Source organism: Streptomyces sp. D2-8 (assembly GCF_023184515.1).
In the GTDB taxonomy this organism is placed as follows: Bacteria; Actinomycetota; Actinomycetes; order Streptomycetales; family Streptomycetaceae; genus Streptomyces.
This window is the reverse complement of the sequence record NZ_JAAHBP010000021.1, coordinates 47,658-72,691: the sequence shown is the minus strand read 5'-3', so window position 1 is coordinate 72,691 and position 25,034 is coordinate 47,658. Positions and strand designations below refer to the sequence as shown.

Genomic DNA, 25,034 nt, shown 5'->3' with positions numbered 1-25,034 from the left:
CCTCTCCTTCAGATGTGCGGGACGTCTTCGGGGATGTCGTAGAAGGTCGGGTGCCGGTAGACCTTGTCGGCGCTGGGTGCGAAGAAGGGGTCCTTCTCGTCGCGGGTGGAGGCGGCGATGTGCTCCGAGCGCACGACCCAGATCGAGACGCCCTCGTTGCGCCGGGTGTACAGGTCGCGGGCGTGGGTGAGCGCCATGCGGTCGTCGGCGGCGTGCAGTGAGCCCACGTGGACGTGGTTCAGCCCGCGCTTGCCGCGTACGAACACCTCGTACAGCGGCCAGTCCTGCTTGTCGGCGGTCATGCCACCGCTCCCTTCCGCTCGCGGGCCGCCTGCTTGGCGGCGTGGGCGGTGGCCGCCTCGCGCACCCAGGCGCCCTCCTCGTGGGCCGTGCGGCGCCGTTCGATCCGCTGGTCGTTGCACGGGCCGTCGCCCTTGATGACCCGCATCAGCTCGTCCCAGTCGGGCGTGCCGAAGTCGTGGTGACCCTGCTCCTCGTTCCAGCGGAGCTCCGGGTCGGGGAGCGTCACGCCGAGCTTCTCGGCCTGCGGGACGGTCATGTCGACGAAGCGCCGGCGCAGCTCGTCGTTGCTGTGCCGCTTGATCTTCCAGGCCATGGACTGCGCCGAGTTGGGTGAGGCGTCGTCGGGCGGGCCGAACATCATCAGCGAGGGCCACCACCAGCGGTCCACAGCGTCCTGCACCATCTCGCGCTGGGCGTCGGTGCCCCGCATCATCGTCATCAGCAGCTCGTAGCCCTGCCGCTGGTGGAACGACTCCTCCTTGCAGATCCGCACCATGGCGCGCGCGTACGGCCCGTAGGACGAGCGGCACAGCGGCACCTGGTTGCAGATCGCGGCGCCGTCCACGAACCAGCCGATCACCCCGACGTCCGCGAAGCTCAGCGTCGGGTAGTTGAAGATCGACGAGTACTTCTGCCGGCCTTCGATCAGCCGCTCGGTCAGATCCGCGCGGTCGGCGCCCAGCGTCTCCGCCGCCGAGTACAGGTACAGCCCGTGCCCGGCCTCGTCCTGGACCTTCGCGAACAGAATGGCCTTGCGGCGCAGCGACGGGGCGCGGGTGATCCACTCGCCCTCCGGCTGCATGCCGATGATCTCCGAGTGCGCGTGCTGCGCGATCTGCCGGATCAGTGTCTTCCGGTAGCCCTCCGGCATCCAGTCGCGCGGCTCGATTCGCTGGTCCCGCGCGATCGTCGCGTCGAAGTGCTGCTGGAGAACCGGCTCGGCGCCGTCCGTCCCCGCGGGGCTGGAGCGTGTCGTATCCATCCGTCCCACTTCCCAACCGACCATTCGTTCGGTCCATGATAGGGCAGCCCCGCCCGGCTTGGTAGGGGGTCCGTGCCGTTTCCCCGGCAGGCACCGCACGGCGACCCTTGACAGTCGCCGGAGAGGCTGGATTACTGGGCTGCGCCGAAGCTAACCGAATATTCGGTCGGGCTATGAGGTGGTGCGAGAAGTGACCCATACCGCTGATGCGACGCCGCCCGCGGAGGCGATGTTCGCCGCGGACGAGGCCTCCCGCGGGCTCGGGATCGAACTGCTGGAGCAGGGCGAAGGAACCGCCGTGCTCCGGATGACCGTGACCCCGGCGATGGTGAACGGGCACGGGATCGCCCACGGCGGCTACGTCTTCCTGCTCGCCGACAGCGCCTTCGCCTGCGCCTGCAACAGCCGCGGCCCGGTGACCGTCGCGGCGGGCGCGGACATCACCTTCGTGGCCCCGGCGCACCAGGGCGACGAGCTGGTCGCGCGGGCCGAGGAGCGCACCCGGTTCGGGCGCAGCGGCCTCTACGACGTGAGTGTCCGGCGGGGCGACGAGGTGATAGCGGAGTTCCGGGGCCGCAGCCGGAGCATCGGGAGCACGAGGCCGGAGGAGTCCGAATGACCAGTGAGACGACAGCCTCCCGGGCCCCGGAGCCGACGGGGCAGCGGCGCGGCGAGCCCCTCCCCCACGACCTGCTCGACGACGGTGAGCGCCTGACGCGCGAGCAGCTGCGGGAGCTCCAGCTCGACCGTCTGCGCCGGAGCCTGCGGCACGCCTACGAGAACGTGGAGGCGTACCGGAAGAAGTTCGACGCGGCCGGGGTCTCCCCCGACGACTGCCGTTCGCTGGGGGACCTTTCCCGGTTCCCGTTCACCACGAAGGCGGACCTCAGGGACACCTACCCGTTCGGGATGTTCGCCGTCCCCATGGACCAGGTGCGGCGCGTACACGCCTCCAGCGGCACCACCGGCCGCCCCACGGTGGTCGGCTACACGGAGAACGACCTGTCGATGTGGGCGGACCTCGTCGCCCGCTCGATCCGCGCCGCCGGCGGGCGCCCGGGCCACAAGGTGCACATCTCCTACGGGTACGGACTGTTCACCGGCGGCCTCGGCGCGCACTACGGCGCTGAGCGCGCCGGCTGTCTGGTGATCCCGGCCTCCGGGGGCATGACCGCGCGCCAGGTGCAGATCATCCAGGACTTCGGGCCCGAGATCATCATGGTCACCCCGTCCTACATGCTCACGCTGCTCGACGAGTTCGAGCGTCAGGGCCTCGACCCGCGCGACAGCAGTCTGCGGGTGGGCGTCTTCGGTGCCGAGCCGTGGACGGAGGAGATGCGCCGCGAGATCGAGGAGCGGATGGACATCCACGCCGTCGACATATACGGCCTGTCCGAGGTGATCGGCCCCGGTGTGGCCCAGGAGTGCGTGGAGACCAAGGACGGGTTGCACGTGTGGGAGGACCACTTCTACCCCGAGGTCGTCGACCCGATCACGGGTGAGGTGCTGCCCGAGGGCGAGGAGGGCGAGCTGGTCTTCACGTCCCTGACCAAGGAGGCCCTGCCGATCATCCGCTACCGCACCCGCGATCTGACCCGGCTGCTGCCCGGCACGGCCCGGCCCGCGTTCCGCCGCATCCAGAAGATCACCGGCCGCTGCGACGACATGATCATCCTGCGCGGGGTGAACGTCTTCCCCAGCCAGATCGAGGAGATCGTGCTGCGCACGCCCGGCGTCGCCCCGCACTTCCAGATCCAGCTCACCCGGCGCGGCCGCCTGGACCACATGACCGTCCGTGTCGAGAGCCGTCCCGGCACCGGCCCCGAGCAGCGCGAAGCCGCGGCCGGGACGATCGCGAAGGCCGTCAAGGACGGCATCGGCATCAGCGCCGACGTGACGATCGTCGAACCGGAGCCCCTGGAGCGCTCCCTCGGCAAACTCCGCCGGGTCAAGGACCTGCGCGAGGCGTGACCCGGCCAGGCCGCCGCCGCTCTCACGAGCAGCACCTCGCCTCGCGCACCGGGGCGGGAGCGGTCGGGCCGAGGTCGCCCGCCCCGGGAGCCTCTGCTTCGGCGAGGCGTGCGGCCGGCTTGCGGATGAGGAGCAGGGCCGCGTCGTCGTGCAGCCGGCCGCCCACGTGTGCCAGCAGTTCGTCGTGGAGCGCGCCGACCGTGGCGGCCGGCTCGTGGGAGACATGGCGCTTCAGGCCCTCGGCCAGGGGGTAGAAGGAGCGGTCGCCGTCACGGGCTTCGGTGACCCCGTCGGTGTAGAGCAGCAGTTGGTCGCCGTCGGCGAAGGGGAGCGCCTGGAGCCCGGGGGTATGGCCGGTGAGGGCGCGCAGCCCGAGGGGCGGGGCCGGGTGGGTGGGCTCCACCGCGGTGATGCCGCCGGAGGCCCGCACCAGCAGCGGGGGCGCGTGCCCGCAGTTCACCACCTCCAGATGCCCGGCCCGCGGGTATCCGGCGACCACGGCGGTGACGAAGTCGTCGTGTCCGAGGTTGCGGGCGAGGCTCCGCTCGATCCTGTCGACCACGGCGAGGAGATCGGCTTCGTCGTGGGCGGCCTCGCGGAAGACACCGAGCACCAGCGCCGCGGTCCCGACGGCCGGCAGCCCCTTGCCGCGCACGTCGCCGACGATCAGCCGCACCCCGTGCGGGGTGGGTATCAGCGCGTACAGGTCCCCTCCGATTCGGGCCTCGGCCGCCGCCGCGCTGTAGCGGACGGCCACCTGGAACGGCCCGACGGTCGACGGCACGGGCCTGAGCAGTGCGTGCTGGGCGGTCTCCGCGACCGAGCGGACGGCGGCGAGCACCCGTTCCCGGCGCCCGCGCAGGGTACTGGCCAGACCGCTCGCGAGAGTGACGGCGGCCAGGGCCGACAGCACGGCGGACAGTTCCCGGAGCGGCACTCCGTCCCGGATCCCGAGCGTCACACCGAGCGCCGCGGCGAGGAAGCCGACGCAGAGGACCCCGAGCGGCCCGTTGGTCGTGGCCGCCAGGGCGGGCCCGGCCGCGAGCAGGGGCAGCCAGATCATCCCCGCTCCGCCGGCGAGGTCGGCGGACACGACGAGGGCGACGACCAGGACGGGCAGGAGGGGCCTGCCGACGGCCGGCTGCGCGACGGCGCGTCTGAGGGCCGAGGCCCTGGAACCGGCCACTCGGTTGCCGAACGGCCGTACCGGCTGGTGGTCGACGCCGTGGTCTCGGGCTTGGCTCATGTTTGTGTATCAGTCCTCACCTGTGCGCGGGGCACGTCCCTGAAATGTCTGCTTTATCCAGAGAACGGGGTGAGCGGGGACACCGGCAAGAAGCGGATTTTCAGATAGTGAGCGAGAGGCTCCTGGTCACCCGGCTCGCGGTCGGGAGCAGCCGCTCGCGGATCTCCGGCAGCCGGGAGAGCCGGTTCGACGGCAGCGAGACACCGAGGGAGCCGAGCGTGTCCCCGCTGTAGACCGGGACGGCGACGCAGACCGTGCCGAGGGCGTACTCCTCCAGGTCCGTGATGGCCGGGGCCAGGGGCGGGGTATCCAGCCGCCGGAGCAGTTCCGGGAGGCTGGTGATCGTCCGCGGGGTGAGGTCGGCGAGGTGGTGGCGGGAGAGGTAGTCCTGGCGGTCCCCTTCGTCCAGTTCCCGCAGTACGGCCTTGCCCAGTGCGGTGGCGTGCCCCGCGTCCTCGAAGCCCACCCAGAGATCGACGCGGGGGGTACCGGGGCTGTCGACGATCTCGGCGACCCGGATCTCGCCCTCCTCGTAGAAGGTGAGGTAGGCGGCGGTCGCGAGCTCGTCCCGCAGCGCGGCGAGGGTGGGCCGGACGCGGCTGAGCAGCGCCTGCGCACGTCCCGTGGACTGCAGGGTCTGGAGTTTGTCGCCGAGGACGAAGCCGCCGTCGTCCAGCTTGCGCACGTACCCGTCGTGCACCAGGGTCCGCAGCAGGTGGTAGGCGGTGGCCAGGGGCAGACCCGTCTCGCGCGCCAGTTGCTTGGCCGGCGCGCCGTTCTCGTGCGCGCTCACCGCCTCCAGCAGCCGCATGGCCCGCTGGACGGAGTTGATGAGCGTAGGGCCTTCCTGGGCACCCATACGAACAGCGTGCGCCAGGCGTGCGTCCCGGGCAAGGGGGGCCGGAGGGACGCGGGGCCGTGGAGGGCGGTTCGAACGGCACCCCCTGTGCGCTCAGTGCCCGGCCCGGTACGTCACCTCGTCGAAGTCCGCGTGATGGCCGCCCCCGGTGAGGTCCCAGGCCCACAGGCCGGCGAACGCACCCGTGAAGCCGAGGGAGCGGATGTGGCCGTCCTCGATGTGCTCGGCGTGCTCGTCGGACAGGACCGTGGCGTCCAGGGCGGGCCCGAACGGCTCCCAGCCGCTACCCGTGGGTGCAGGCGTACGCCCGGGTACCACTCGAACGCCGACGTCGCGAGGTAGAAGTCCAACCCCACGCGCAGGACGGACGGGTCCGGGTGCGAGACCCGCCGGCCGGTTGCGCATGTGAGGTCCCCTCGTGACGCCCGCTCCGGCGTGCGCCGGGTGATCACCGCAGGACCGTAATATCGAATACGTTCGCGAGCAACGGCCGATCGGCTTTCCCGCAGGGTCCGCGTATCCGTTCGGCCGGAAGCGGATGAGGACGGCGAAACGCCGCCGTGGTCCTTCACGGCCCTCCCCCGACGGACGACGATGCCATGTCATGGACATCTTGCTCGTCGCCAGTGCGTTCAACAGCCTGTCCCAGCGTGTGTGCGCCGAACTGTCGGACGAGGGGCACCACGTGGACGTCGTGCTCGCCTCGCACGGCCCCGACGCCGTCCGGGCCGCCGTACGCGAGGTGTGCCCGGAGCTGATCGTCGCCCCGATGCTCAAGTCGGCCCTGCCGGAGGACGTGTGGCGGGAGCACACCTGCCTGATCGTGCACCCGGGGCCACCCGGTGACCGGGGCCCGTCGTCGCTGGACTGGGCGATCGCCGAGGAGGCGCCCGAGTGGGGCGTGACGGTGCTCCAGGCCGAGGCGGCCATGGACGCGGGGGACGTGTGGGCGGACGGCACCTTCCCGGTGCCGCCGGCGGGCAAGAGCGACGTGTACCGCAACGAGGTCGCGGACGCCGCCACGGCCGCCGTGCTGCTGGCCGTGCGGCGCTACGCCGACGGGTCGTACAAACCGCGCCCGCAGAGCGAACCCGGGATCCACGTGGTGTGGCGGGACTTCTTCCGCCAGGAGCAGCGGCGGATCGACTGGGAGAACGACAGCACGGCGACGGTGCTGCGCAAGCTCCGCGGTGCCGACTCGCAGCCGGGCGTCCGGGACGAGATCTGCGACCGGGAGGTGTTCCTGCACGGCGGGCACCCCGAGGACCGGCTGCGCGGGGAACCCGGGGAACTGCTCGCGACCCGGGCCGGCGCGGTCTGCCGGGCCACCCGGGACGGCGCGGTGTGGATCCCGGAGCTGCGCCCCCGCAAGAGCTCCGGTGACCCGGCGCCGTTCCGCCGCCCGGCGGCCTCGGTGCTCTCCCACTTCCCGGCCCCGCCCGGCAGCAGCCCGGGCATGCCGGGTTCGAACGACCGCCCGTACTGGCTGCCGGAGATCGCCGCCCCGCTCGAGCTGCCCCCGGACCGCACCACCTGGACCGACATCCGCTACCGGCAGCGCGGTCACATCGGCTTCCTGGCCTTCTCGTTCCCCGGCGGGGCCATGAGCACCACCCACTGCCGCAGGCTGCTCGCCGCCTGGCGTTACGCCCTCACCCGCCCCACCTCGGTGCTGGTGCTCGGCGGCGCCCGCGACTTCTTCTCCAACGGCATCCACCTCAACGTCATCGAGGCGTCGAGCGACCCGGCGAGCGAGTCCTGGTCCAACCTGAACGCCATGAACGACGTGGTCGAGGCGGTGCTGCGCACCACCGACCGGCTGGTCGTGGCGGCCCTCGGCGGCAACGCGGCGGCCGGCGGTGTCATGCTCGCCCTGGCGGCCGACGAGGTCTGGTGCCGAAGGGGCAGCGTCCTCAACCCGCACTACCGGAACATGGGCCTGTACGGGTCGGAGTACTGGACGTACTCGCTCCCCCGCCGGGTGGGCGCCGAGACGGCCGAGCGGCTGACGACCGAGGCGCTGCCGGTGAGCGCCGCGACGGCCGAGCGGATCGGGCTGGTGGACCGTCTGGTGCCGGTTGCGGCGCAGGAGTTCGGCACCGAGGTCGAGCGCCTGGCCGCCGACCTGGCCGCCGATCCGGATCTCCCGCGCCGGATCACCGCCAAGGCCACGTCCCGTCACGCGGACGAGCTCCAGCGGCCCCTCGCCGAATACCGGCGGGCCGAACTCGCCCGTATGCGCGCCGTCTTCTTCGACCCCGGGGCGCCCTATCACACGCTGCGCTCCGCCTTCGTCCGCAAGCTCCCGACCGGCTCCTCCCGGCCGCTGGCCCCCGGAGACGCTCGATGAGCGCGCGACTGCTCGTGGCGGGCGTCGGCAACATCTTCCTCGCGGACGACGCCTTCGGCCCCGAGGTGATCCGCGCCCTGGACCGGCACCCGCTGCCGCCGGAGGTGCGGGTGCGGGACTTCGGCATCCGCGGCATGGACCTGGCGTACGAGCTGCTCGACGGCTACGACACGGCCGTCCTGGTCGACGCGGCCGTACGCGGGCACGAGCCCGGGACACTGTCGCTGATCGAGCCGGACATGCCCGACGGCTCCACGGCGGGCGCGCCGCCCGAGGCGCACGGCATGGATCCGGCGAAGGTCCTCGCCCTGGCCGCCCACCTGGGCGACGAGCCGCTCCCCCGCGTCCTGGTCCTGGCCTGTGAGCCGGAGCTGCGGGCACCCGCCGACGAGGACATCGCCCCGGGCATCAGCGCGACGGTGCGCGAGGCGGTCGGGCGAGCCGCCGCGGCGCTGCACACCATGGTGCCGGTGCTGCTCACCGACCCCGCGGCCACGCCCCCGTTGAGCCGCCCGGACGAATCCGCAGCCCTGTCGTCGGCCGGGCTGCCGGGCACCGTGAGCGGCGGCGCGGAGGATCGGTAGCGGAACGATTTCCCTACCGACCCGCGAGGAGCGGCGCCCATGTGCGATTCCGTGGACGAGGTCACTCAGGCCGTCCTGGCGAAGAACGACGGACTGGCCGCGGACCTGCGTGACGAGTTGGCCCGGCGCGCGGTGAGCGTGGTCAACCTGCTGTCCAGCCCGGGCAGCGGCAAGACGGAACTGCTCGGGCGGGTGCTGGCCAGGGCGGTGGAGCGGAGCCTGCCGGTGGCCGCGCTCACCGCCGACCTGGCCACCGAGAACGACGCCGACCGGCTGGCCCGGTCGGGAGCCCCGGTGAAGCAGCTGCTGACGGACGGGCTGTGCCACCTGGAGGCGCGGCAGCTGCGCGGCCACGTGGAGAGCTGGCTGCCCGAGGGCACGTCGCTGCTGTTCGTGGAGAACGTCGGCAACCTCGTCTGCCCCGCGTCCTACGACCTCGGCGAGAGCCTGCGGATCGTGCTCATGGCGGTGACGGAGGGCGAGGACAAGCCGCTGAAGTACCCCACGGCCTTCGGGTCCGCCCATCTGGTGGTGCTGACCAAGACGGATCTGGCCGGGCCGGCCGGGTTCGACGAGGCGGCCTTCGAGGCGAACGTCCAGCGGGTCAACCCGGGGGTGGAGGTGGTGCGGTCCTGCGCCCGTACCGGCGCCGGCGTCGACGCCCTGCTGGAACGGGTGCTCGCCGTCCGGGACGGGGCCCCCGTCCACCGGCCGCCGTTGGCGCCCCGCCCGCACACCCACACGCACACGCACGAGGGCGCCGAAGCCGGCCTCGTCCCGTGACAGCGCCCGCCACCCGGGCGGTGCGCCGTCGCGTCACCGTGCGCGGCACCGTGCAGGGCGTGGGCTTCCGTCCCTTCGTGCACCGCCTCGCCACCGACCTCGCGCTCGGGGGCTTCGTGAGCAACACGGCCGGTGGTGTCCTCATCGAGGTGGAGGGGCCGCCGGACGGGGTCGCCGACTTCTGCGACCGGCTGGCCAAGGAGCCTCCGCCGCTGGCCACCGTCACCGGCGTCGGGTTCGAGGACCTGCCCGCCACCGGCGCCGGCGACGCCTTCGGCATCCGCTCCACCGACCACTCCCCCGGCAGCACCCTGCTCCCGCCCGACACGGCGACCTGCCCGGACTGCCTGCGGGAGCTGGGCGATCCGGCCGACCGCCGGTACCGGCACCCGTTCGTCACCTGCACGCACTGCGGTCCCCGCTTCACCATCGCCACGGGCATGCCGTACGACCGGGCGGTCACGACCATGACCGGCTTCCCGATGTGCGCCGAGTGCGCCCGGGAGTACGGCGATCCCCTCGACCGCCGCTTCCACGCCCAGCCCGTGGCCTGCCCGGGCTGCGGCCCTCGGCTGCGCCTGGTGCCGGCGTCCGGGAGCGGGGTCCGGCCGGCCCGGGACGCCGAGGCCCTGGCATCGGCGCGGGCGCTGCTGGCCGCCGGGCGGATCGTCGCCGTCAAAGGGCTCGGCGGCTACCACCTGGCCTGCGACGCCACCGACGCCCGGGCCGTGGAGGCCCTGCGCACCCGCAAGGCACGCGGCGGCAAGCCGTTCGCGGTGATGTGCGCGGACCTCGACGACGTACGGCGGATCGCCGAGCTCTCCACGTCCGCACGGGCTGCCCTCACCGGCTCCCGGCGCCCCATCGTCCTGCTGCGCCGGCGCCCGGAGGCGAACGGCCTCGCACCCGGCGTCTGCCCCGGCAGCCCGCACCTCGGCGTGATGCTGCCCTACACGCCCGTACACACCCTGCTGTTCGGCCTGCCCGGTGATCCGCCCGGCCCGCGCATGCTGGTCATGACGAGCGGCAACCGCTCCGGGGAACCGATCGTCACGGACGACGACGAGGCGCTCACCCGGCTCGCCGGGCTGGCCGACGCCTGGCTCGCCCACGACCGGCCCATCGCCTCGCCCTGCGACGACTCCCTGCTGCGGGTGCGGCCCGACGGCACCGAGCAGGTGCTGCGCCGGTCCCGGGGGTATGTGCCCCGCCCGCTGCGGCTGCCGGTCCCGGTGCGGCCCGCTCTCGCCGTGGGCGGCGATCTCAAGAACGCCCTGTGCCTCGGCGAGGGCGACCAGGCCTGGTTCGGCCCGCACATCGGCGACATGGGCGACCTGGCCACCCTGGAGGCGGCCCGGCGGGCGGACACACACCTGCGGGGCCTGACCGGTGTGAGCCCCGAACTGATCGCCGCCGACCGGCACCCCGGGTACCACTCGACGCGATGGGCCGCCCGGCTGGCCGGGCGCGCCCCCGTGCTGGTCCAGCACCACCACGCGCACATCGCCTCCGCGATGGCCGAGCACGGCCTCGACGGCACCACCCCCGTGATCGGCGTCGCGTTCGACGGCACGGGCTACGGAGACGACGGCACCGTCTGGGGCGGCGAGATCCTTCTCGCCGGCTACAGCGGCTTCCGGCGCTACGCCCACCTGTCCCCCGCCCCGCTGCCCGGCGGCGACGCGGGCGTGGCCAACCCGTGTCGTCTGGCCCTGGCCCGGCTGTGGGCGGCTGGACTGCCGTGGGACGCGGACCTGCCGTGCGTTTCCGCCTGCGTCCCGGACGAACTGGCCGTTCTTGAACGGCAGTTGGCCCGCGGTCTGGCCTGTGCGGCGACCTCCAGCATGGGCCGCCTCTTCGACGCCGTGTCGTCGCTGGTGGGCGTGTGCCATCGCGCCGGGTACGAGGCGCAGGCCGCGCTGGAGCTGGAGGCGGCGGCCGCCACGGCCTGGGGCGCCGACACGTCGGCGTACGCCTTCGCCGGCGGGCTCGACCCGGCGCCCGTGCTGAGTGCGCTGGTCGCCGATCTGCGGCGCGGCACCCCGGCCGCCGTGCTCGCGGCCCGTTTCCACCATGCGGTGGCGCGGGCCGTGGCGGAGATCTGCCGGCGGGCGCGTCAGGACACCGGCCTGGCCACCGTCGCCCTCAGCGGCGGTGTGTTCGCCAACGCGCTGCTGGAGGAGGAGTGCGCGCAGCTACTGGCCGAAGACGGCTTCGCGGTGCTCCGTCACGGCGAAGTCCCGCCGAACGACGGCGGGCTGGCCCTCGGCCAGCTGGTGGTCGCGGCGCACCTACGACAGGAGGAGTGACCCATGTGTTTGGCAGTGCCCGGCAAGGTCGTGGCCATCGACGACAGTGCCGATCCGCTCACCGGGCTGATCGACTTCGGCGGCGTGCAGAAACAGGCGTGCCTGGAGTACGTGTCCGACGTCAAGGTGGGTGAGTACGTCATCGTGCACGTCGGCTTCGCGCTCCAGCGCCTGGACGAGGAGTCGGCCCTGGCCTCCCTGAAGCTGTTCGAGGAACTGGGGCTGCTGGAGGAGGAGTTCGGGGACGCCTGGGAGCAGGCGGCCAAGGAGGCGGGCGGCGCCGCGGTGGCGGGGCCCCAGGACGGCGGGAGTGAGGCCCGGTGAAGTACATCGACGAGTTCAACGACCCCCGCCTGGCACGACGCCTGCTGGACGAGATCCGCGCCACCGCCACCCGGCCCTGGGCCCTGATGGAGGTGTGCGGCGGGCAGACCCACTCGATCATCCGGCACGGCATCGACCAGCTGCTGCCCGAGCAGGTCGAGTTGATCCACGGACCGGGCTGTCCGGTCTGTGTCACGCCGCTGGAGGTCATCGACAAGGCGCTGGAGATCGCCTCGCGGCCCGGGGTGATCTTCTGCTCCTTCGGCGACATGCTCCGGGTGCCGGGCACCGACCGCGACCTGTTCCGGGTCAAGGGAGAGGGCGGCGACGTCCGGGTGGTGTACTCGCCGCTCGACGCCCTGGAGCTGGCCCGCCGCAACCCGGACCGGGAGGTGGTGTTCTTCGCGATCGGCTTCGAGACCACCGCCCCGGCCAACGCGATGGCCGTGCACCAGGCGCGCCGGCTGGGACTGTCCAACTTCAGCCTGCTGGTGTCGCATGTGCGGGTGCCCCCGGCCGTCGAGGCGATCATGACGGCGCCCGAGTGCCGGGTGCAGGGCTTCCTCGCCGCCGGGCACGTGTGCAGCGTGATGGGGATGGCCGAGTACCCGGAGCTGGCCGAGCGGTTCCGCGTGCCGTTGGTGGTGACCGGCTTCGAGCCGCTGGACATCCTGGAGGGCATCCGCCTGGCGGTCCGCCAACTGGAGCGCGGCGAGCACCGGGTGGAGAACGCCTACCCGCGCGCGGTGCGTGAGGAGGGCAACCCGGCCGCGATGCGGATGATCGAGGAGGTCTTCGAGGTCACCGACCGGTCCTGGCGCGGCATCGGGCGGATCCCTTCCAGCGGCTGGCGGCTGACCGACGCCTTCCGCGCGTACGACGCCGAGCACCGCTTCGACGTCAGCGGGATCCGTACCGAGGAGCCCGCCGAGTGCCGTGCCGGCGAGGTGCTCCAGGGCCTGATCAAGCCGACCGAGTGCGCCGCGTTCGGCACCACCTGCACCCCGCGCACCCCGCTCGGCGCCACCATGGTCTCCAGCGAGGGCGCCTGCGCGGCCTATTACCTCTACCGCCGGATGAACACCGCGGCGCCGCAGGCCGGCACGGCCGCACCGCAGGAGGTGGCTCCCGTTGCCTGAACAACTCGCCGACGTGGTCGACCCGGCCAACTGGACCTGCCCCGCCCCGCTGCGCGACCAGGGGGTGGTGGTCATGGGGCACGGCGGAGGGGGTGCGCTGTCGGCCGAGCTGATGGAGCAGATCTTCACCCCTGCCTACGGCAACGCCACGCTGGCCGGTCTCGCCGACTCCGCCGTCCTCGAACTGGGCGGCGCGCGGCTGGCCTTCTCCACCGACTCCTACGTGGTCCGGCCGCTGTTCTTCCCCGGTGGCTGCCTCGGCGACCTCGCGGTCAACGGCACCGTCAACGACCTCGCGATGAGCGGAGCGAAACCCGCCTACCTCTCCGCCGCCTTCGTCCTGGAGGAGGGCGTGGAGCTGACGGTCGTCGAGCGGATCGCGCGCTCGATGGGGGCGGCCGCCGAGGCCGCCGGGGTCACGATCGCCACGGGTGACACCAAGGTGGTGGAGTCCGGGCACGGCGACGGGGTGTACGTCACCACCGCCGGTGTGGGGCTCGTGCCCGACGGGGTGGACATCCGGCCCCAGCGTGCACGGCCCGGCGACGCGGTCCTCGTCAGCGGCCCGATCGGGCTGCACGGGGTGGCGATCATGAGCGTCCGGGAAGGGCTGGAGTTCGGGGTGGAGATCGCCAGCGACACCGCGCCGCTGGCGGATCTGGTGGCGGCCGTGCTGGCCGTCACCCCGGACATCCATGTGCTGCGCGACCCCACCAGGGGCGGCCTGGGCGCGTCGCTGAACGAGATCGCCCGTGCCTCCGGGACCGGTGTCCGGTTGCAGGAGCGTGCCATTCCCGTGCCGGACGCGGTGGCGAACGCCTGCGGGTTCCTCGGGCTCGACCCGCTCTACGTCGCCAACGAGGGGCGGCTGGTCGCCTTCGTGCCCCCGTCGCGGGCGGAGGAGGTCCTGGCGGCGATGCGGGGCCATCCGCAGGGTGCCGGGGCCACGCTGATCGGCGAGTGCGTCGCCGAGCATCCCGGGATGGTGGTGGTCGCCACCGGGCTGGGCGGGACGCGGGTGGTGGATCTGCCGCTCGGGGAGCAGCTGCCGCGCATCTGCTGACCGCAGGACAGGACGAGCGGCCCCGCCGACGGATCGGCGGGGCCCCTCGCTCGTTCGCTATGCCGGTACCGGCTCGATCCCGGTGATCTCCAGCTCGCGGCCGCTGCGCAGGTCGTTGGAGGGCTGGTCGCAGCGCGGGCACCAGAAGAACGGGGGCATGCCCACCGGGAACTCCTCGGCGCACGGGCCGCACCAGGCCTGCGCGGGGATCTGCTCGACGACGAGGTCCGCCCCCGCGAGGGCGGTGCCGTCGCGGGCCACCTCGAAGGCGAAACCGAGGGCGTCGGGGACGACGCCCGCCAGCTCGCCGACCCGGACGGTCACCTTCGAGACGGCGTCCGTCCCGTCCGCCCGGGCCAGCTCGTCGGCCCGCTCGATGATCGCGGTCGCGATCGACAGTTCGTGCACGGCCGGCTCACGGGTAGCGGTGGCCGGCGCGAAATCCGCCGGACATCCGCCAGATCCGCACCTCGCGCCTCAGGCTGGGCCACTCCCAGCACAGCAGGGCCAGCACCACACCGCCCACCAGGACGGCCTCGGCCTTCAGCACCCGCTGTCCGCTCACCCCGCCTCGCCTGCGCGCGGCGGGTCTGCATGCTCGTTTCATCACGGCGACTCCCTGCTCGTCCTCATCACGGTGTTCATCCCGGCGAGATGTTCGGCATGGTCTCCGCGAGGGCGTCATGCCGCTTCCAGTGGATCCCCGTGGAGCGGCGCGCGTCGGCGGTGCCGTCCTCGTGGTGCCCCTTCTGCTGCTCGCGCGGTCCCTTGTTGCCCTGGTGCATGCCCGCGACGTGCCCGGGAGTGTCGGGCTTCGCCTGGGGCCGGCCCACTCTGATGTTGCCCATGGGATGCTCTCCTTCCTCGCCTCCGACCTGCGGAGTACGTGGCTATGGCCGCTCGGTGAGGTCCTCGAAGAACTGCTCGAGGGCGGGCCAGATCCGGCCGCCGCCGGACAGGCCGCGCCACTCCCGGCGTACGACGGCGATCATCCGGTAGCAGTCGTCGACCGGCACGATCCAGTGCTCGTCGAGGCCGTGGACGGTGTTCACCAGCAGGGCCTCCACCTCGGGTTCCACGGTTGCGAGCTGCGGACACGTCCCGGCCAGCTCCTGCCAGGCCGCCGCGTCCACCTCCCACCGCATGGCTCCCGCGGGGCTCGGGCCCTCGGCGGTGACGGTGCCGTCCGCCCGGGGCACGAAGAAGACCAGGCCGACCGGTACGCCCAGCACGGCCGTGTCGACCTTGGGCAGCCGGACCCGGCGCCGGGGCACGAGCCGGTACTGGCCATCCCCCGCCGCCGCGTCGGCGAACAGCACCGAGCAGGGGCCGCAGACGCAGCGCACCTCCTCCTGGCCGGTGTCGTACAGGTGGGCGTGCTCCTCGGCGACGGGCGCGGCGCACAGGTCGCACACCTCCCGCTCGGCCACCGCCGTGCGATCGGCCGAGGAGCGGATGAGGCGGGCCAGTGCCCCGTCGGTGGTCACGGTGCGCTCCGGTGCGTCAGCGTGGTCAGCGGGACGAAGGCGGGGGCCGTCTCGGTCAGGGGCTCCACCGCCGTCAGCTCGGGCGCCGCCGCGAGCACCGCCGCGCGGACCGCGTCGGTGACCTCGGAACCTCCGCCGCCGCAGCCGGACCCGCACCCGCCGCCGGCCTTCAGACGCACCCGGGCGACCTGCCCTTCCACCCCGGCCCACTCCACGTCGCCGCCGCGTTCCTGCACGGCGGGCCGCAGCCGTTCGACCGCGCGGGCCGCCCGGCGTTCGGCGGGCTCGGGGTGGATGTCGTGCAGCACCATGAGGTGCCCGAGCAGCTCGTCCTCGGCGAGGCGCTCGGCGACCTGCTCGTCCGCGTGGTCCAGGACGCGGGCCAGGGCCTCGCCGTAGACCTCGGTCAGCAGGGCCACCGCCTCGGTCGCGGAGCGTGTCGTGGGGCCGGGCGCGGACTCGAGGCCTTCCAGCAGCTCGTCGAGCCGGCCGAGCCGGGCCTCGACGTCCGGGTCCGCCAGCCGTGCGGTGTCGGCCTCAGCCATGGTTCGCCCCGTACGTCGGCGAGTGCAGGGTGGTCAGCGTCTTGCCCTTGCCGACGTACATGTGCACACCGCACGGCAGACAGGGGTCGAAGCTGCGGACGGTGCGCATGATGTCGACGCCCTTGAAGTCGTCCGGCCCGTTCTCCTCGAAGATGGGCTGGCCCTGGACGGCGTCCTCGTACGGGCCGGGGGTGCCGTACATGTCGCGAGGGCTGGCGTTCCACGGGGTGGGCGGGTACGGGTGGTAGTTGGCGATCTTCTTGTCCTTGATCACCAGGTGGTGGGAGAGGACACCGCGCACCGCCTCGTGGAAGCCGCAGCCGATCGCCTCGTCGGGCACCTCGTAGTTCTCGAACACCTTGGTCTCGCCCGCGCGCACCATGCCCATGGCCTCTTCGATGAACTGCAGGGCCATGGCGGCCGCGTAGGCGACGAAGTACGGCCGGGCGCGGTCGCGTTCGATGGTGTTGCTCCACTGCGGGATGCGCCATTCCAGGGTGGTCTCCGGCAGGGACTCGCCCTTGGGCAGGGAGATGCGCACGCTGTGGCCGGTGGCTTTGATGTACGGGGTGTCGACCAGGCCGCTCAGCGCGGTCGACCACAGGCGGGCGAGAGGGCCGCCGCCGGTGTCGAGGGCGAGGTGGTCGCCGGTGCGCTGGTCGAACCAGCGGGGGCTCATCACCCAGCTGTACTTGTCGTCGAAGTCGCGCTTCTGCGGCACCGGGACGGTGGTCTGGTTCCACGGGTGGCGCATGTCGACGGGGTTGCCGAGCGGGTCGTGGGTGACGAAGGGCTGCTCGTTCACCCAGTCCTCGTAGTAGGAGCTGCCGAGCATGATGCGCAGGCCGAGGTTGATGTCGACGAGGTTGTTGGTGACCAGTTCGCCGTCGACGATGATGCCCGGGGTGACGTACATCGCCTTGCCCCAGGTGTTCATCGTCTCGTAGCGGTAGTCGACGACCTTGGGGTCCTGGAACGCGCCCCAGCAGCCCAGCAGGGTGCGGCGGCGGCCGACCTCCTCGTAGCCGGGCAGCGCCTCGTAGAAGAAGTCGAAGACGTCGTCATTCATGGCGACGGCCTTCTTCACGAAGTCGATGACCCGCATGAGGCGGCTGAGGTAGTCGGTGAAGACGGTCGGCTGCGGCATCGTGCCGACGCCGCCCGGGTACAGCGTGGAGGGGTGGACGTGCCGCCCCTCCATCAGGCAGAACATCTCGCGGGTGACCCGGCTGACCTTCAGGGCCTCCTTGTAGACCTCACCCTCGAAGGGGTTGAAGGCCTTCATGATGTCGGCGATCGTCCGGTAGCCGTGGATCTCGCCGCGGGGCGCCTCGGTGCGCTCGGCGCGGGCCAGGACACCGGGGTTGGTGGCCTTGACCATGGCCTCGCAGAAGTCCACGAAGACCAGGTTGTCCTGGAAGATCGTGTGGTCGAACATGTACTCGGCGGCCTCGCCGAGGTTGACGATGTGCTCGGCCAGCGGGGGCGGCTTGACTCCGTAGGCCATCTGCTGGGCGTAGTCGGAGCAGGTGGTGTGGTTGTCGCCGCAGATGCCGCAGATCCGGGACGTGATGAAGCCCGCGTCGCGCGGGTCCTTGCCCTTCATGAACACCGAGTAGCCGCGGAACAGCGACGAGGTGCTGTGGCATTCGACGACTTCCCGGTTGGCGAAGTCGATCTTCGTGTAGATGCCCAGGTTGCCGATGATCCGCGTGATCGGATCCCAGGACATGTCCACGAGCTGTGGCGGCTTGCGGTCCGTGGGCCGGGCCTCGGTGGTGGTCATCTGCGGTACTGCCCCTCGCTGTCGGTGGTGTGTGGGGTGGTGGGCTGCATCCGGGGACGCTTCATCAGGGGCGCCAGCGCGGGTCGTAACCGCTGGTCAGCTTGCGCTTGTTGTGGCGCCACCTGGGCTCGTGGTTGACCAGTTCGTTGGTCACGCCGCGCAGCCGTCGGATGACGGCCCCGTACGGCTTGACGACGAGGGACGACAGGGTGCTGCCCGGGGGCTCGTCCATGAACGGCATGAACGCGTCGGGGAAGCCGGGCATCGTGCAGCCGATGCAGATGCCGCCGACGTTGGGGCAGCCGCCGATGCCGGCCATCCAGCCGCGCTTGGGCACGTTGCAGTTGACGACCGGGCCCCAGCAGCCCGTCTTGACCAGGCACTTGGGTGAGTTGTAGTCCGTGGCGAAGCTGGCCTGCTCGTAGTACGAGCCGCGGTCGCAGCCCTCGTGGACCGTCTTCCCGAACAGCCACTGCGGGCGCAGCATGTGGTCCAGCGGCGGCGGGGGTGCGGAGCCGGCCGCGTGGTAGAGGACCCAGACCAGGGTCTCCATGAAGTTCTCGGGCTGGATCGGGCAGCCGGGCACGTTGACGATGGGCAGGCCGGCCTGGGAGGTGTAGTCCCAGCCCAGGTAGTCGGCGAGGCCCATGCAGCCCGTCGGGTTGCCGGACATGGCGTGGATGCCGCCGAAGGTGGCACAGGTGCCGGCGGCAACCACCGCCCAGGCCTTGGGGGCCAGTTGGTCGATCCACCAATTGAGGGTCTGCGGCTCCCCGGTCTCCGGGTCGTTGCCGAAGGACGTCCAGTAGCCGTCGCCCTCGATGATGTTCTGGTTGGGGATCGAGCCCTCGATGACGAGGATGAACGGGCCCAGTTCGCCGCGTACGGCCGCCCGGTAGGGAGCGAGGAAGTCCTCGCCGCCCAGGCTGGGCGAGAGCACCTTGTTCACCAGGTTCACCTTGGGCAGGCCCGGGATCAGCCCGAGTACCAGGTCCTCGATGGAGGGCTGGTCGGCGGCGGTGAGCGAGACGGTGTCGCCGTCGCAGCTCATGCCCTCGGAGATCCAGAGGATGTGGATCTCGTCTATGCCCTTGCGGTCCTCGGACCGTTCGGGCTCCTTGCTGACTTCGGTGGTGCTGCTGTGCGTTGTCATGTCACTCGGCCTCCGCTGCGGGGGTCTCGGAGTCGGTCGTGTGCCGCGCCGGAGCCGCGGCGGGAGCCGGTGCCGACGGCTCGTCCGGGGATCCGGCGGGCTCGAGGGGTTCGAGCTCGTCGGGCCGGAAGTAGTGGAAGCGGCCGTACCAGTTGTTCAGTTCGGCGGCCGGGTCGTCGTCGAGGGTGACGGCGAGGTGCACGCTGCCGTCGACGTCGTGGAAGACGGCGGCGACCTCGGCGGTCCGCCCGGCCAGGAACATGTCCTGGGCGTCGGCGCCGCGTCCCCGGGGCCGGAGCCGTACGGGGCTGCCGGCGCCGAGCCGGACGCCGTCGACGAGCACGGTGTCGGTGGTCGGGGAGAGACCGTCGTCGGCGCCCTCCTGCCACCAGGCGGGACGGTCGGCGGACGCCGTGGGGGTGACCGGTGCGGGAGAGCGGACAGCGCCGGGCGACGGGTCGACGGACACCGCGGCAGGGGCGGCCGGTGCCGGAGACCCGACAGCGCCCGGCAGCCGGTCGACGGACACCGCGGCAGGGGCGGCCGGTGTCAGGGAGCGGACGGCGCCGTGGAGCCGTTCGAAAACCTCCTGCGGCATGGTGTCGACCCGGTCGAGGATCGCCGCCGCCCGCGGATCGGTGGCCCGCGCCTCGCGCTTCTCCTCGTCGGTCAGCAGCATCGTGCGCAGCGTGAGGATCTCGTCGATCTCGGCGGCGTCGTGCAGGTCGCCCGGGCTCTCGGGGGCGACCTGGGGGTGGTCGGGCAGGATGATCGGCGCGGACAGCAGGACGCGGCCGACGTCCCCGGCCTCGCCCCCGAGCACGGGGAAGGTGAACTCGTTACGGCAGGCGCGCACGGGTGCTTCCAGGTCCGTCGGCGGATCGATCAGCGAGACGAACTCCACCCCGTCGCCGCCGATGAGGGTGTGGGTGGCGATGAGGGCCCGGCGCAGTGCCTCGTCCCGTGCTGTACGCGGCCGGGGGGCGGGCGCGGTGTTCGTGGTCCGTACGCGGATCCGGCAGAGGCCGTCGGAGAGCCGCTCGGCGGTGACGGTGGTCTCGGCCCGGATCTCCTCACGGCTGCGCACCACCCGCCCGGCGCCTTCCGGCAGCGGCTCGATGTCCTCACCTGCTGCGGCGCCCACCGCGACGGTGCGTCCGCCCCGGAGGAGTTCGTCGAGCGGGACCTCGATCCCGCACTCGCGCGGCAGGGCCTCGTCGAAGGTCAGATGCACCGTGCCGTCGTCGGTGTGCAGCGACTCGACGGGCCGGTGGTCCGCCTCTTCCACCTGCTTGCGCTGCATCTGCAGGTAGCGCACCCGCACGCGTACCCGGGCACTGCCCGGCTGCCGGACCCGCAGCAGGCACTCGGTCTGCTGGTACCAGGAGTCGGCGGAGCCCGAGACACCGGGAACGACAGGGCCGTCGGCCTCCACCCAGTCCCGGGGGAACAGCACGCCGAACTGCCAGCGGACGCGGTTCTTGGCGGAGGAGCGGCGGTAGGGGTAGAGGAGGTAGCCCTCGTAGAGGACGGCGTCGGCGACGGCGCTGAGCTGCTCGAAGACGCCCGGGGCCGGATCTGCGCCGCCCCTCGCGGCCGCGCTCTTCGTGCCGCCCTCGACCACTGCCTCCGCCATCGCGCCTCCTCGTTCCCGGGTGCACGCGCATCCCTTCCACCACGGTCACACCGCTCATCCGCCGTCGCCTCCTCCGGCGCAGTGCGATTGCGCCGTTCGGGGTGGACACGCCGGGACGCACGGCGGAACTCGTCGGTGGCCGGGGGCGTTTCCACGGGGCCGGCGGTTCATCCGGATGGCACACATCACCCGCACGAACCGGCGCGTCACGGGAAGGCGTCACCTCATGGACCAGCCGACGCATCACCCCCGCCCCACCACCAGCCCCGCCGTCACGACCCTGGCCGACCCGCTGGTCAACAAGGGCACCGCCTTCAGCCGGAGCGAACGCGAGGAGCTGGGACTCGACGGGCTGCTGCCACCCGCCGTGGAGACCCTGGACGAGCAGGTCGCCCGCGCCTACGAGGCCTTCCACGGCTACGACAAGCCCCTCAACCGGCACATCTACCTGCGGCAGCTCCAGGACACCAACGAGGTGCTCTTCTACCGTCTGGTCACCGAGTACCTGGAGGAGCTGCTGCCCGTCGTCTACACGCCGACGGTGGGTGAGGCCTGTCAGCGGTTCAGCGAGATCTACCGGCGGCCGCGCGGTCTGTTCCTGACCTGGGAGGACCGGCACCGCTTCCGGGACATCCTGCGCAACCGCCCGCACCGCGACCACGACGTGGACGTCATCGTCGTCACCGACGGCCAGCGCATCCTCGGCCTGGGCGACCAGGGTGTCGGCGGCATGGGCATCCCGATCGGCAAGCTCAGCCTCTACACGGCCATCGGCGGCATCCACCCCGCCCGTACCCTGCCCGTCCTTCTGGACGTCGGCACCGACAACGAGACCCTGCTCGGCAACCCCCGCTACCTGGGCCGCCGGGCACGCAGGCTGACCGGCTCCGAGTACGACGAGATGATCGAGGCGTTCGTCTCGGCGGTCGAGGCGGAGCTGCCCGGGACTCTGCTCCAGTGGGAGGACTTCGCCACCGCCCACGCCCACCCGATCCTCGCCCGCTACCGCGACCGGCTGCTCACGTTCAACGACGACATCCAGGGCACCGCGGCCGTCACGCTGGGCGCCCTGTCCACCGCGGCGGACGTGGCCGGCATCCCGCTGTCCGAGCAGCGCGTGGTGATCCTGGGCGCGGGGTCGGCCGCCATCGGCGTCGCCGACATGATCCGTACGGCCATGGTCGACGAGGGCCTGCCGGAGGACGAGGCCACGGCACGGTTCTGGATCCTCGACGTCGACGGCCTGCTGGTGTCGTCACGCTCCGAACTGACCCCGCAGCAGCGGATGTTCGCGCGCGACGACAGCGAGGTGGCCGACTGGGACGGCACCGGCCTCGCCGACGTGGTGCGCCGGGTCGGGCCGACGGCGCTCATCGGCCTGTCGACGGCGCACGGCGCGTTCACCGAGGAGATCGTGCGGCAGATGGCCTCGACCTGCGAACGGCCCGTCGTCTTCCCGCTGTCCAACCCCACCTCGCACTCCGAGGCCGATCCCGCCGACCTCACCCGCTGGACCGACGGGCGGGCGCTGATCGCCACCGGCTCGCCCTTCCCGCCGCTGACGGTCGACGGGCACCAGGTGCCGGTGGCGCAGTCGAACAACGTGTACGTCTTCCCGGCCATGGGTCTCGCGGTGACCGCGAGCCGGGCCACGCGGGTCACGGACCGCATGCTCGTGGCCGCCGCCCGTGCCGTCGCGCGGTGCGCGGTGCGGGCGGCGGACGGCGACGACGTCCCCGTGCCGCTGCTGCCGCCGCTGACCGGGATGCGGGAGTCCGCCCGCGAGATCGCCCTGGCCGCGGCCCTCGCCGCCGTCGAGGACGGGGTGGCCCCGCGAGCGACGGAGGAGGAGCTGCGCGAGACGGTCGCCCGGGCACAGTGGGAGCCGCGTTACGAGGACTGAGGAACCGGTGCGGTGCGGCACCGGCACCTGCGCCGCACCCGCTCCTCCGGGCCGCCCCGTTGCTCACCCGACCCGGATGCCCACGATGCACGTGTCGTCGTCGGTGTCCGACTTGCTGTAGGTCAGCAGGCGGTCCAGCTGCTGGTCGAGTGTGCTGGGTGCCGTACGGGCGGTGGTCAGGAGGTGGGTCAGGGACTCCTCGACGGGCCGGTCGCGGCGTTCGACCAGGCCGTCCGTGTACATCAACAAGGTGTCTTCGGGGGCCAGTTGGATCTCGGTCTCCTCGTACACGGCCTCCGGCACCGCTCCGAGCAGCAGCCCCTTGACCAGGGGCAGGGGAGCCGCTTCGGTGTCCCGGACGAGCACGGGCGGCAGGTGACCCGCCCGGGCCCAGCGCAGCGTCCGCCGGACCGGGTCGTACAGACCGCACACCGCGGTCGCGGTGACGGCACCGGTCAGATGGTGCGCCACGATGTTGAGCCACGACAGCAACTGGCCGGGCCCGGCGCCGGTCACCGCCAGGCCGCGCAGCGCGTTACGCAGGACGACCATGCTGGTGGCGGCCTCGATGCCGTGGCCGGCCACGTCCCCCACGCACAGCAGCACCAGCCGGGACGGCAGGACGACGGCGTCGTACCAGTCGCCGCCCACCAGTTGCTCGGTCTCCGCGGGCCGGTAGCGGACGGCCACCTGGAGGCCGGACACCTGCAAGGGTGCCTGCGTGGGAGGCATGATGGCGTGCTGCAACTGCAGGGTCAGCCGGTTGCGTTCGGTGGCCTGCTGCTCGGTGTGCGCCAGCTGGTCGCGGGTGGCGGCGAGCGCCACCTCGGTCCAGTGCTGGGCCGAGATGTCCTGGCAGGCGCCGCGGACCAGGAGCAGCCGGTCGTCGGTGTCGAGCACGGGTTCGGCCACGATCCGGATGTGCCGCGTCACCCCGTCCGGCCGCTGCAGCCGGAAGGCCGCGGCCGCGGGCCGCTGGTGGTGCAGCAGCGTGCGCAGGAAGCGGCGGATGGAGACGCCGTCGTCCGGATGGGCATGGGCCGGCAGCTCTTCCAGGGCCACCGGGGTGCTCGTCTGCGGGCGCCCGTAGAGGTCGAAGAGCTGCCCGTTCCAGGTGATCTCACCGGTGAGCACGTTCTCCTCGAACCCTCCGATACGGCCGAGCCGTTGGGCGTGCTGGAGCAGGCTCGCCAGGCGCGCCGCCTCGTCCTCGATACGCCAGATGAGCAGTACGGACATGCCGTGGCGGCTGATGCTGATGTCCGCGACCGCCGAGAGGGGGACCTGGTCGACGAGGGCGGTGAGGTTCATCCGGCGGGCCCGGAAGGGCTCACCGGTGGCGTAGACCCGCTCGACGCGCTGGAACAACTCGCTGTCCCCGGCGGCCATCGGGTAGGCCTCCAGAAGCAGCGCGCCGCTGACGACCGCCCGCGGCCGGCCCGCCGGGTCGAGGAACCGGCTGTTCACGTGCTGGATGCGGAAGTCCGCCAGGTGCCCGTCGCCGTCGAGGTGCGGCACCAGGACGAGGGCGGGGTCGTGCAGCCCGTCTGCGAGATCCATCAGCTCGGCGGCGTCCGGCAGGACGCGGGGCTCCTGGGCCGCTCCCGGTGCCGGTGTGTACATCTCCAGTGTGTGGGCGCACAGTTCGGCCAGCGCCTCCACCTGGCGGACGATCTGCGGGGGCTGCGGTTCCAGCGGAACCGGCCAGGCGATCTCCAGCACGCCGTGGATGCGGCCTCCGACGCCGGCGGGCAGCGCGGCCCGGCCGCCGTCCGGATGGTGGTGCAGGCCGATGCTGGGCAGCCCGGTCGCGCCGAGGGTGGTGATCCACTGCCCCTCGCGCTCGATGAGGCCCCGCCGCGCCACCGTCACCACGTCCGGCGGGACGTAACGCCAGCGCGCGGCCTCGGCCGGTGAGAAACCGGCGCTGCCCGCCAGGGTGAGCGAACCGTCCGGACCCGCTGCCCAAATGGCCACGGCCACCGCGCCGAGGGGGCGCAGCGCCTGCTCCAGCAGGGCGTCGGCCACGGCCTGGGCGTCGTCCGCCGCCAGTACGCCGCTCTCGGCCGCGCGCAGGCGTACGGCGGCCGATTCGGTCTCCGCCTCGTCGGCGGCCCGGGTGGCGGCGAGGAACGCGTCCGTCACCTCCGACATCCGGTCCCGGGCGGCCTGGTTGATGACGTCGACGGCGAGTTCCAGGGGGGTGACCTGGGCCTGCTCGGCCAACTGGGCGAGCTGCCGGGCGGCTTGGGCCGGGCCGCACTTCAGCCGCTCGACCAGGACACCCTTGGCGAGCTCGATCAGGGCACGCCCTTCGGCCTCCGCCTGTGCGGCCCGCACCTCCCGGCTGAGCCGTTCCACGGTGGCGGCGAGCCGGCCCACCGGGGAGGCGGGTGGGAGGTCTTCGAGGCCGGCGGGCGGGCCGTCCGGGCGGTCATCGGCGGACAGGGGCAACGCGTCGGACGTCACCGACGGCAGGGAAGACTCCGGGCCGACGGCCGGATCGCGCTTCGGCTCGCCTTCCTGACCCGGTTCGCGCGGCTGCTCGGACATGCTCACAGTGTGGATGCTCCTCGGCTGGAGTGCCCTGGGGCGCGGAACGGCAGGCGCT

Annotated in this window: 24 protein-coding genes; 10 read left to right on the top strand and 14 right to left on the bottom strand. The window is 72.5% G+C overall.

Annotated elements, in window-relative coordinates; all coding sequences use genetic code 11:
- Nucleotides 1-8: 8 nt before the first annotated feature.
- Together paaB and paaA are read right to left on the bottom strand one after the other, a co-directional pair.
- Nucleotides 9-302: a 1,2-phenylacetyl-CoA epoxidase subunit PaaB gene (paaB, locus tag G3I77_RS30735; protein WP_248508726.1), complete on the bottom strand. Its 294-nt coding sequence runs from the start codon at nt 300-302 to the stop codon at nt 9-11.
- Complete coding sequence (paaA, locus tag G3I77_RS30730) at nt 299-1,285, bottom strand: 1,2-phenylacetyl-CoA epoxidase subunit PaaA (RefSeq protein ID WP_248508724.1); 987 nt, start codon at nt 1,283-1,285, stop codon at nt 299-301. The genes paaB and paaA overlap by 4 nt, the downstream gene beginning before the upstream one ends.
- Before the next feature lie 229 nt (nt 1,286-1,514).
- Here paaA and paaI point away from each other — a divergent pair, with 229 nt between their 5' ends.
- Both paaI and paaK read left to right on the top strand, forming a co-directional pair.
- Nucleotides 1,515-1,904, top strand: coding sequence for a hydroxyphenylacetyl-CoA thioesterase PaaI (paaI, locus tag G3I77_RS30725; RefSeq protein WP_248508953.1), 390 nt, complete (start codon nt 1,515-1,517; stop codon nt 1,902-1,904).
- Nucleotides 1,901-3,256, top strand: coding sequence for a phenylacetate--CoA ligase PaaK (paaK, locus tag G3I77_RS30720; protein ID WP_248508722.1), 1,356 nt, complete (start codon nt 1,901-1,903; stop codon nt 3,254-3,256). The genes paaI and paaK overlap by 4 nt, the downstream gene beginning before the upstream one ends.
- Before the next feature lie 22 nt (nt 3,257-3,278).
- Here paaK and G3I77_RS30715 read toward each other — a convergent pair whose 3' ends face one another.
- The 3 genes from G3I77_RS30715 to G3I77_RS30705 form a co-directional block, all read right to left on the bottom strand.
- Nucleotides 3,279-4,502 carry a PP2C family protein-serine/threonine phosphatase gene (locus G3I77_RS30715; protein ID WP_248508720.1) on the bottom strand — a complete coding sequence of 408 codons (1,224 nt, stop codon included), beginning with the start codon at nt 4,500-4,502 and terminating at the stop codon, nt 3,279-3,281.
- A 100-nt stretch (nt 4,503-4,602) separates the two neighbouring features.
- Complete coding sequence (locus tag G3I77_RS30710; RefSeq protein WP_248508718.1) at nt 4,603-5,361, bottom strand: IclR family transcriptional regulator; 759 nt, start codon at nt 5,359-5,361, stop codon at nt 4,603-4,605.
- A 93-nt stretch (nt 5,362-5,454) separates the two neighbouring features.
- Nucleotides 5,455-5,679 (bottom strand): hypothetical protein, encoded by a 225-nt coding sequence (locus G3I77_RS30705; protein ID WP_248508716.1) that lies wholly within the window; start codon nt 5,677-5,679, stop codon nt 5,455-5,457.
- 286 nt (nt 5,680-5,965) lie between these two features.
- Between G3I77_RS30705 and G3I77_RS30700 the strand changes: the two genes are divergently transcribed.
- Genes G3I77_RS30700 through hypE form a run of 7 tightly spaced genes read left to right on the top strand, consistent with a single transcriptional unit; the run spans nt 5,966 to nt 13,913 of the window.
- Nucleotides 5,966-7,711, top strand: coding sequence for an enoyl-CoA hydratase-related protein (locus G3I77_RS30700; RefSeq protein ID WP_248508714.1), 1,746 nt, complete (start codon nt 5,966-5,968; stop codon nt 7,709-7,711).
- Nucleotides 7,708-8,295, top strand: a complete 588-nt coding sequence (locus G3I77_RS30695) for a hydrogenase maturation protease (RefSeq protein WP_248508712.1) — start codon at nt 7,708-7,710, stop codon at nt 8,293-8,295. The genes G3I77_RS30700 and G3I77_RS30695 overlap by 4 nt, the downstream gene beginning before the upstream one ends.
- A gap of 39 nt (nt 8,296-8,334) precedes the next feature.
- On the top strand, nt 8,335-9,078 hold the full coding sequence (gene hypB, locus G3I77_RS30690; RefSeq protein ID WP_248508710.1) for a hydrogenase nickel incorporation protein HypB: 744 nt from the start codon (nt 8,335-8,337) through the stop codon (nt 9,076-9,078).
- On the top strand, nt 9,075-11,387 hold the full coding sequence (gene hypF, locus G3I77_RS30685) for a carbamoyltransferase HypF (RefSeq protein ID WP_248508708.1): 2,313 nt from the start codon (nt 9,075-9,077) through the stop codon (nt 11,385-11,387). Before hypB ends, hypF begins: the two co-directional genes overlap by 4 nt.
- A 3-nt stretch (nt 11,388-11,390) precedes the next feature.
- Nucleotides 11,391-11,711, top strand: coding sequence for a HypC/HybG/HupF family hydrogenase formation chaperone (locus tag G3I77_RS30680; RefSeq protein WP_248508706.1), 321 nt, complete (start codon nt 11,391-11,393; stop codon nt 11,709-11,711).
- Nucleotides 11,708-12,850, top strand: coding sequence for a hydrogenase formation protein HypD (gene hypD / locus G3I77_RS30675; protein ID WP_248508704.1), 1,143 nt, complete (start codon nt 11,708-11,710; stop codon nt 12,848-12,850). Before G3I77_RS30680 ends, hypD begins: the two co-directional genes overlap by 4 nt.
- Nucleotides 12,843-13,913: a hydrogenase expression/formation protein HypE gene (gene hypE / locus G3I77_RS30670; protein WP_282574161.1), complete on the top strand. Its 1,071-nt coding sequence runs from the start codon at nt 12,843-12,845 to the stop codon at nt 13,911-13,913. The genes hypD and hypE overlap by 8 nt, the downstream gene beginning before the upstream one ends.
- A gap of 57 nt (nt 13,914-13,970) precedes the next feature.
- Here the strand turns inward: hypE and hypA are convergent, their stop codons facing one another.
- The 8 genes from hypA to G3I77_RS30630 all read right to left on the bottom strand — a co-directional run bounded on the left by hypA (nt 13,971) and on the right by G3I77_RS30630 (nt 20,520).
- On the bottom strand, nt 13,971-14,321 hold the full coding sequence (hypA, locus tag G3I77_RS30665) for a hydrogenase maturation nickel metallochaperone HypA (RefSeq protein WP_248508702.1): 351 nt from the start codon (nt 14,319-14,321) through the stop codon (nt 13,971-13,973).
- Between the two features lie 7 nt (nt 14,322-14,328).
- Nucleotides 14,329-14,520 carry a hypothetical protein gene (locus tag G3I77_RS30660; RefSeq protein ID WP_248508700.1) on the bottom strand — a complete coding sequence of 64 codons (192 nt, stop codon included), beginning with the start codon at nt 14,518-14,520 and terminating at the stop codon, nt 14,329-14,331.
- Between the two features lie 34 nt (nt 14,521-14,554).
- The gene (locus G3I77_RS30655) at nt 14,555-14,761 is read right to left on the bottom strand and encodes a hypothetical protein (protein WP_031142147.1); all 207 of its coding nucleotides are present in this window, start codon (nt 14,759-14,761) and stop codon (nt 14,555-14,557) included.
- A 42-nt stretch (nt 14,762-14,803) separates the two neighbouring features.
- Nucleotides 14,804-15,400 carry a DUF5947 family protein gene (locus G3I77_RS30650; protein WP_248508698.1) on the bottom strand — a complete coding sequence of 199 codons (597 nt, stop codon included), beginning with the start codon at nt 15,398-15,400 and terminating at the stop codon, nt 14,804-14,806.
- On the bottom strand, nt 15,397-15,945 hold the full coding sequence (locus G3I77_RS30645) for a NifU family protein (protein WP_248508696.1): 549 nt from the start codon (nt 15,943-15,945) through the stop codon (nt 15,397-15,399). The genes G3I77_RS30650 and G3I77_RS30645 overlap by 4 nt, the downstream gene beginning before the upstream one ends.
- Complete coding sequence (locus G3I77_RS30640; RefSeq protein ID WP_248508694.1) at nt 15,938-17,731, bottom strand: nickel-dependent hydrogenase large subunit; 1,794 nt, start codon at nt 17,729-17,731, stop codon at nt 15,938-15,940. The genes G3I77_RS30645 and G3I77_RS30640 overlap by 8 nt, the downstream gene beginning before the upstream one ends.
- 64 nt (nt 17,732-17,795) lie before the next feature.
- Nucleotides 17,796-18,884 (bottom strand): hydrogenase expression protein HypE, encoded by a 1,089-nt coding sequence (locus G3I77_RS30635; RefSeq protein WP_248508692.1) that lies wholly within the window; start codon nt 18,882-18,884, stop codon nt 17,796-17,798.
- Nucleotide 18,885: 1 nt separating this feature from the next.
- Nucleotides 18,886-20,520 carry a hypothetical protein gene (locus G3I77_RS30630; protein WP_248508690.1) on the bottom strand — a complete coding sequence of 545 codons (1,635 nt, stop codon included), beginning with the start codon at nt 20,518-20,520 and terminating at the stop codon, nt 18,886-18,888.
- Between the two features lie 226 nt (nt 20,521-20,746).
- Here G3I77_RS30630 and G3I77_RS30625 point away from each other — a divergent pair, with 226 nt between their 5' ends.
- Nucleotides 20,747-22,423 carry an NAD-dependent malic enzyme gene (locus tag G3I77_RS30625; protein WP_248508688.1) on the top strand — a complete coding sequence of 559 codons (1,677 nt, stop codon included), beginning with the start codon at nt 20,747-20,749 and terminating at the stop codon, nt 22,421-22,423.
- 63 nt (nt 22,424-22,486) lie between these two features.
- Here G3I77_RS30625 and G3I77_RS30620 read toward each other — a convergent pair whose 3' ends face one another.
- Nucleotides 22,487-24,982: a SpoIIE family protein phosphatase gene (locus G3I77_RS30620; RefSeq protein ID WP_374387389.1), complete on the bottom strand. Its 2,496-nt coding sequence runs from the start codon at nt 24,980-24,982 to the stop codon at nt 22,487-22,489.
- Nucleotides 24,983-25,034: the final 52 nt, after the last annotated feature.

Excerpts from the sequence above, each read along its gene's own strand:
- paaB (WP_248508726.1), bottom strand. The coding sequence starts at position 302 with ATGACCGCCGACAAGCAGGACTGGCCGCTGTACGAGGTGTTCGTACGC.
- paaA (WP_248508724.1), bottom strand. The coding sequence starts at position 1,285 with ATGGATACGACACGCTCCAGCCCCGCGGGGACGGACGGCGCCGAGCCG.
- paaI (WP_248508953.1), top strand. The coding sequence starts at position 1,515 with ATGTTCGCCGCGGACGAGGCCTCCCGCGGGCTCGGGATCGAACTGCTG.
- paaK (WP_248508722.1), top strand. The coding sequence starts at position 1,901 with ATGACCAGTGAGACGACAGCCTCCCGGGCCCCGGAGCCGACGGGGCAG.
- G3I77_RS30715 (WP_248508720.1), bottom strand. The coding sequence starts at position 4,502 with ATGAGCCAAGCCCGAGACCACGGCGTCGACCACCAGCCGGTACGGCCG.
- G3I77_RS30710 (WP_248508718.1), bottom strand. The coding sequence starts at position 5,361 with ATGGGTGCCCAGGAAGGCCCTACGCTCATCAACTCCGTCCAGCGGGCC.
- G3I77_RS30700 (WP_248508714.1), top strand. The coding sequence starts at position 5,966 with ATGGACATCTTGCTCGTCGCCAGTGCGTTCAACAGCCTGTCCCAGCGT.
- G3I77_RS30695 (WP_248508712.1), top strand. The coding sequence starts at position 7,708 with ATGAGCGCGCGACTGCTCGTGGCGGGCGTCGGCAACATCTTCCTCGCG.
- hypB (WP_248508710.1), top strand. The coding sequence starts at position 8,335 with ATGTGCGATTCCGTGGACGAGGTCACTCAGGCCGTCCTGGCGAAGAAC.
- G3I77_RS30680 (WP_248508706.1), top strand. The coding sequence starts at position 11,391 with ATGTGTTTGGCAGTGCCCGGCAAGGTCGTGGCCATCGACGACAGTGCC.
- G3I77_RS30660 (WP_248508700.1), bottom strand. The coding sequence starts at position 14,520 with ATGAAACGAGCATGCAGACCCGCCGCGCGCAGGCGAGGCGGGGTGAGC.
- G3I77_RS30655 (WP_031142147.1), bottom strand. The coding sequence starts at position 14,761 with ATGGGCAACATCAGAGTGGGCCGGCCCCAGGCGAAGCCCGACACTCCC.
- G3I77_RS30645 (WP_248508696.1), bottom strand. The coding sequence starts at position 15,945 with ATGGCTGAGGCCGACACCGCACGGCTGGCGGACCCGGACGTCGAGGCC.
- G3I77_RS30640 (WP_248508694.1), bottom strand. The coding sequence starts at position 17,731 with ATGACCACCACCGAGGCCCGGCCCACGGACCGCAAGCCGCCACAGCTC.
- G3I77_RS30635 (WP_248508692.1), bottom strand. The coding sequence starts at position 18,884 with ATGACAACGCACAGCAGCACCACCGAAGTCAGCAAGGAGCCCGAACGG.
- G3I77_RS30630 (WP_248508690.1), bottom strand. The coding sequence starts at position 20,520 with ATGGCGGAGGCAGTGGTCGAGGGCGGCACGAAGAGCGCGGCCGCGAGG.
- G3I77_RS30625 (WP_248508688.1), top strand. The coding sequence starts at position 20,747 with ATGGACCAGCCGACGCATCACCCCCGCCCCACCACCAGCCCCGCCGTC.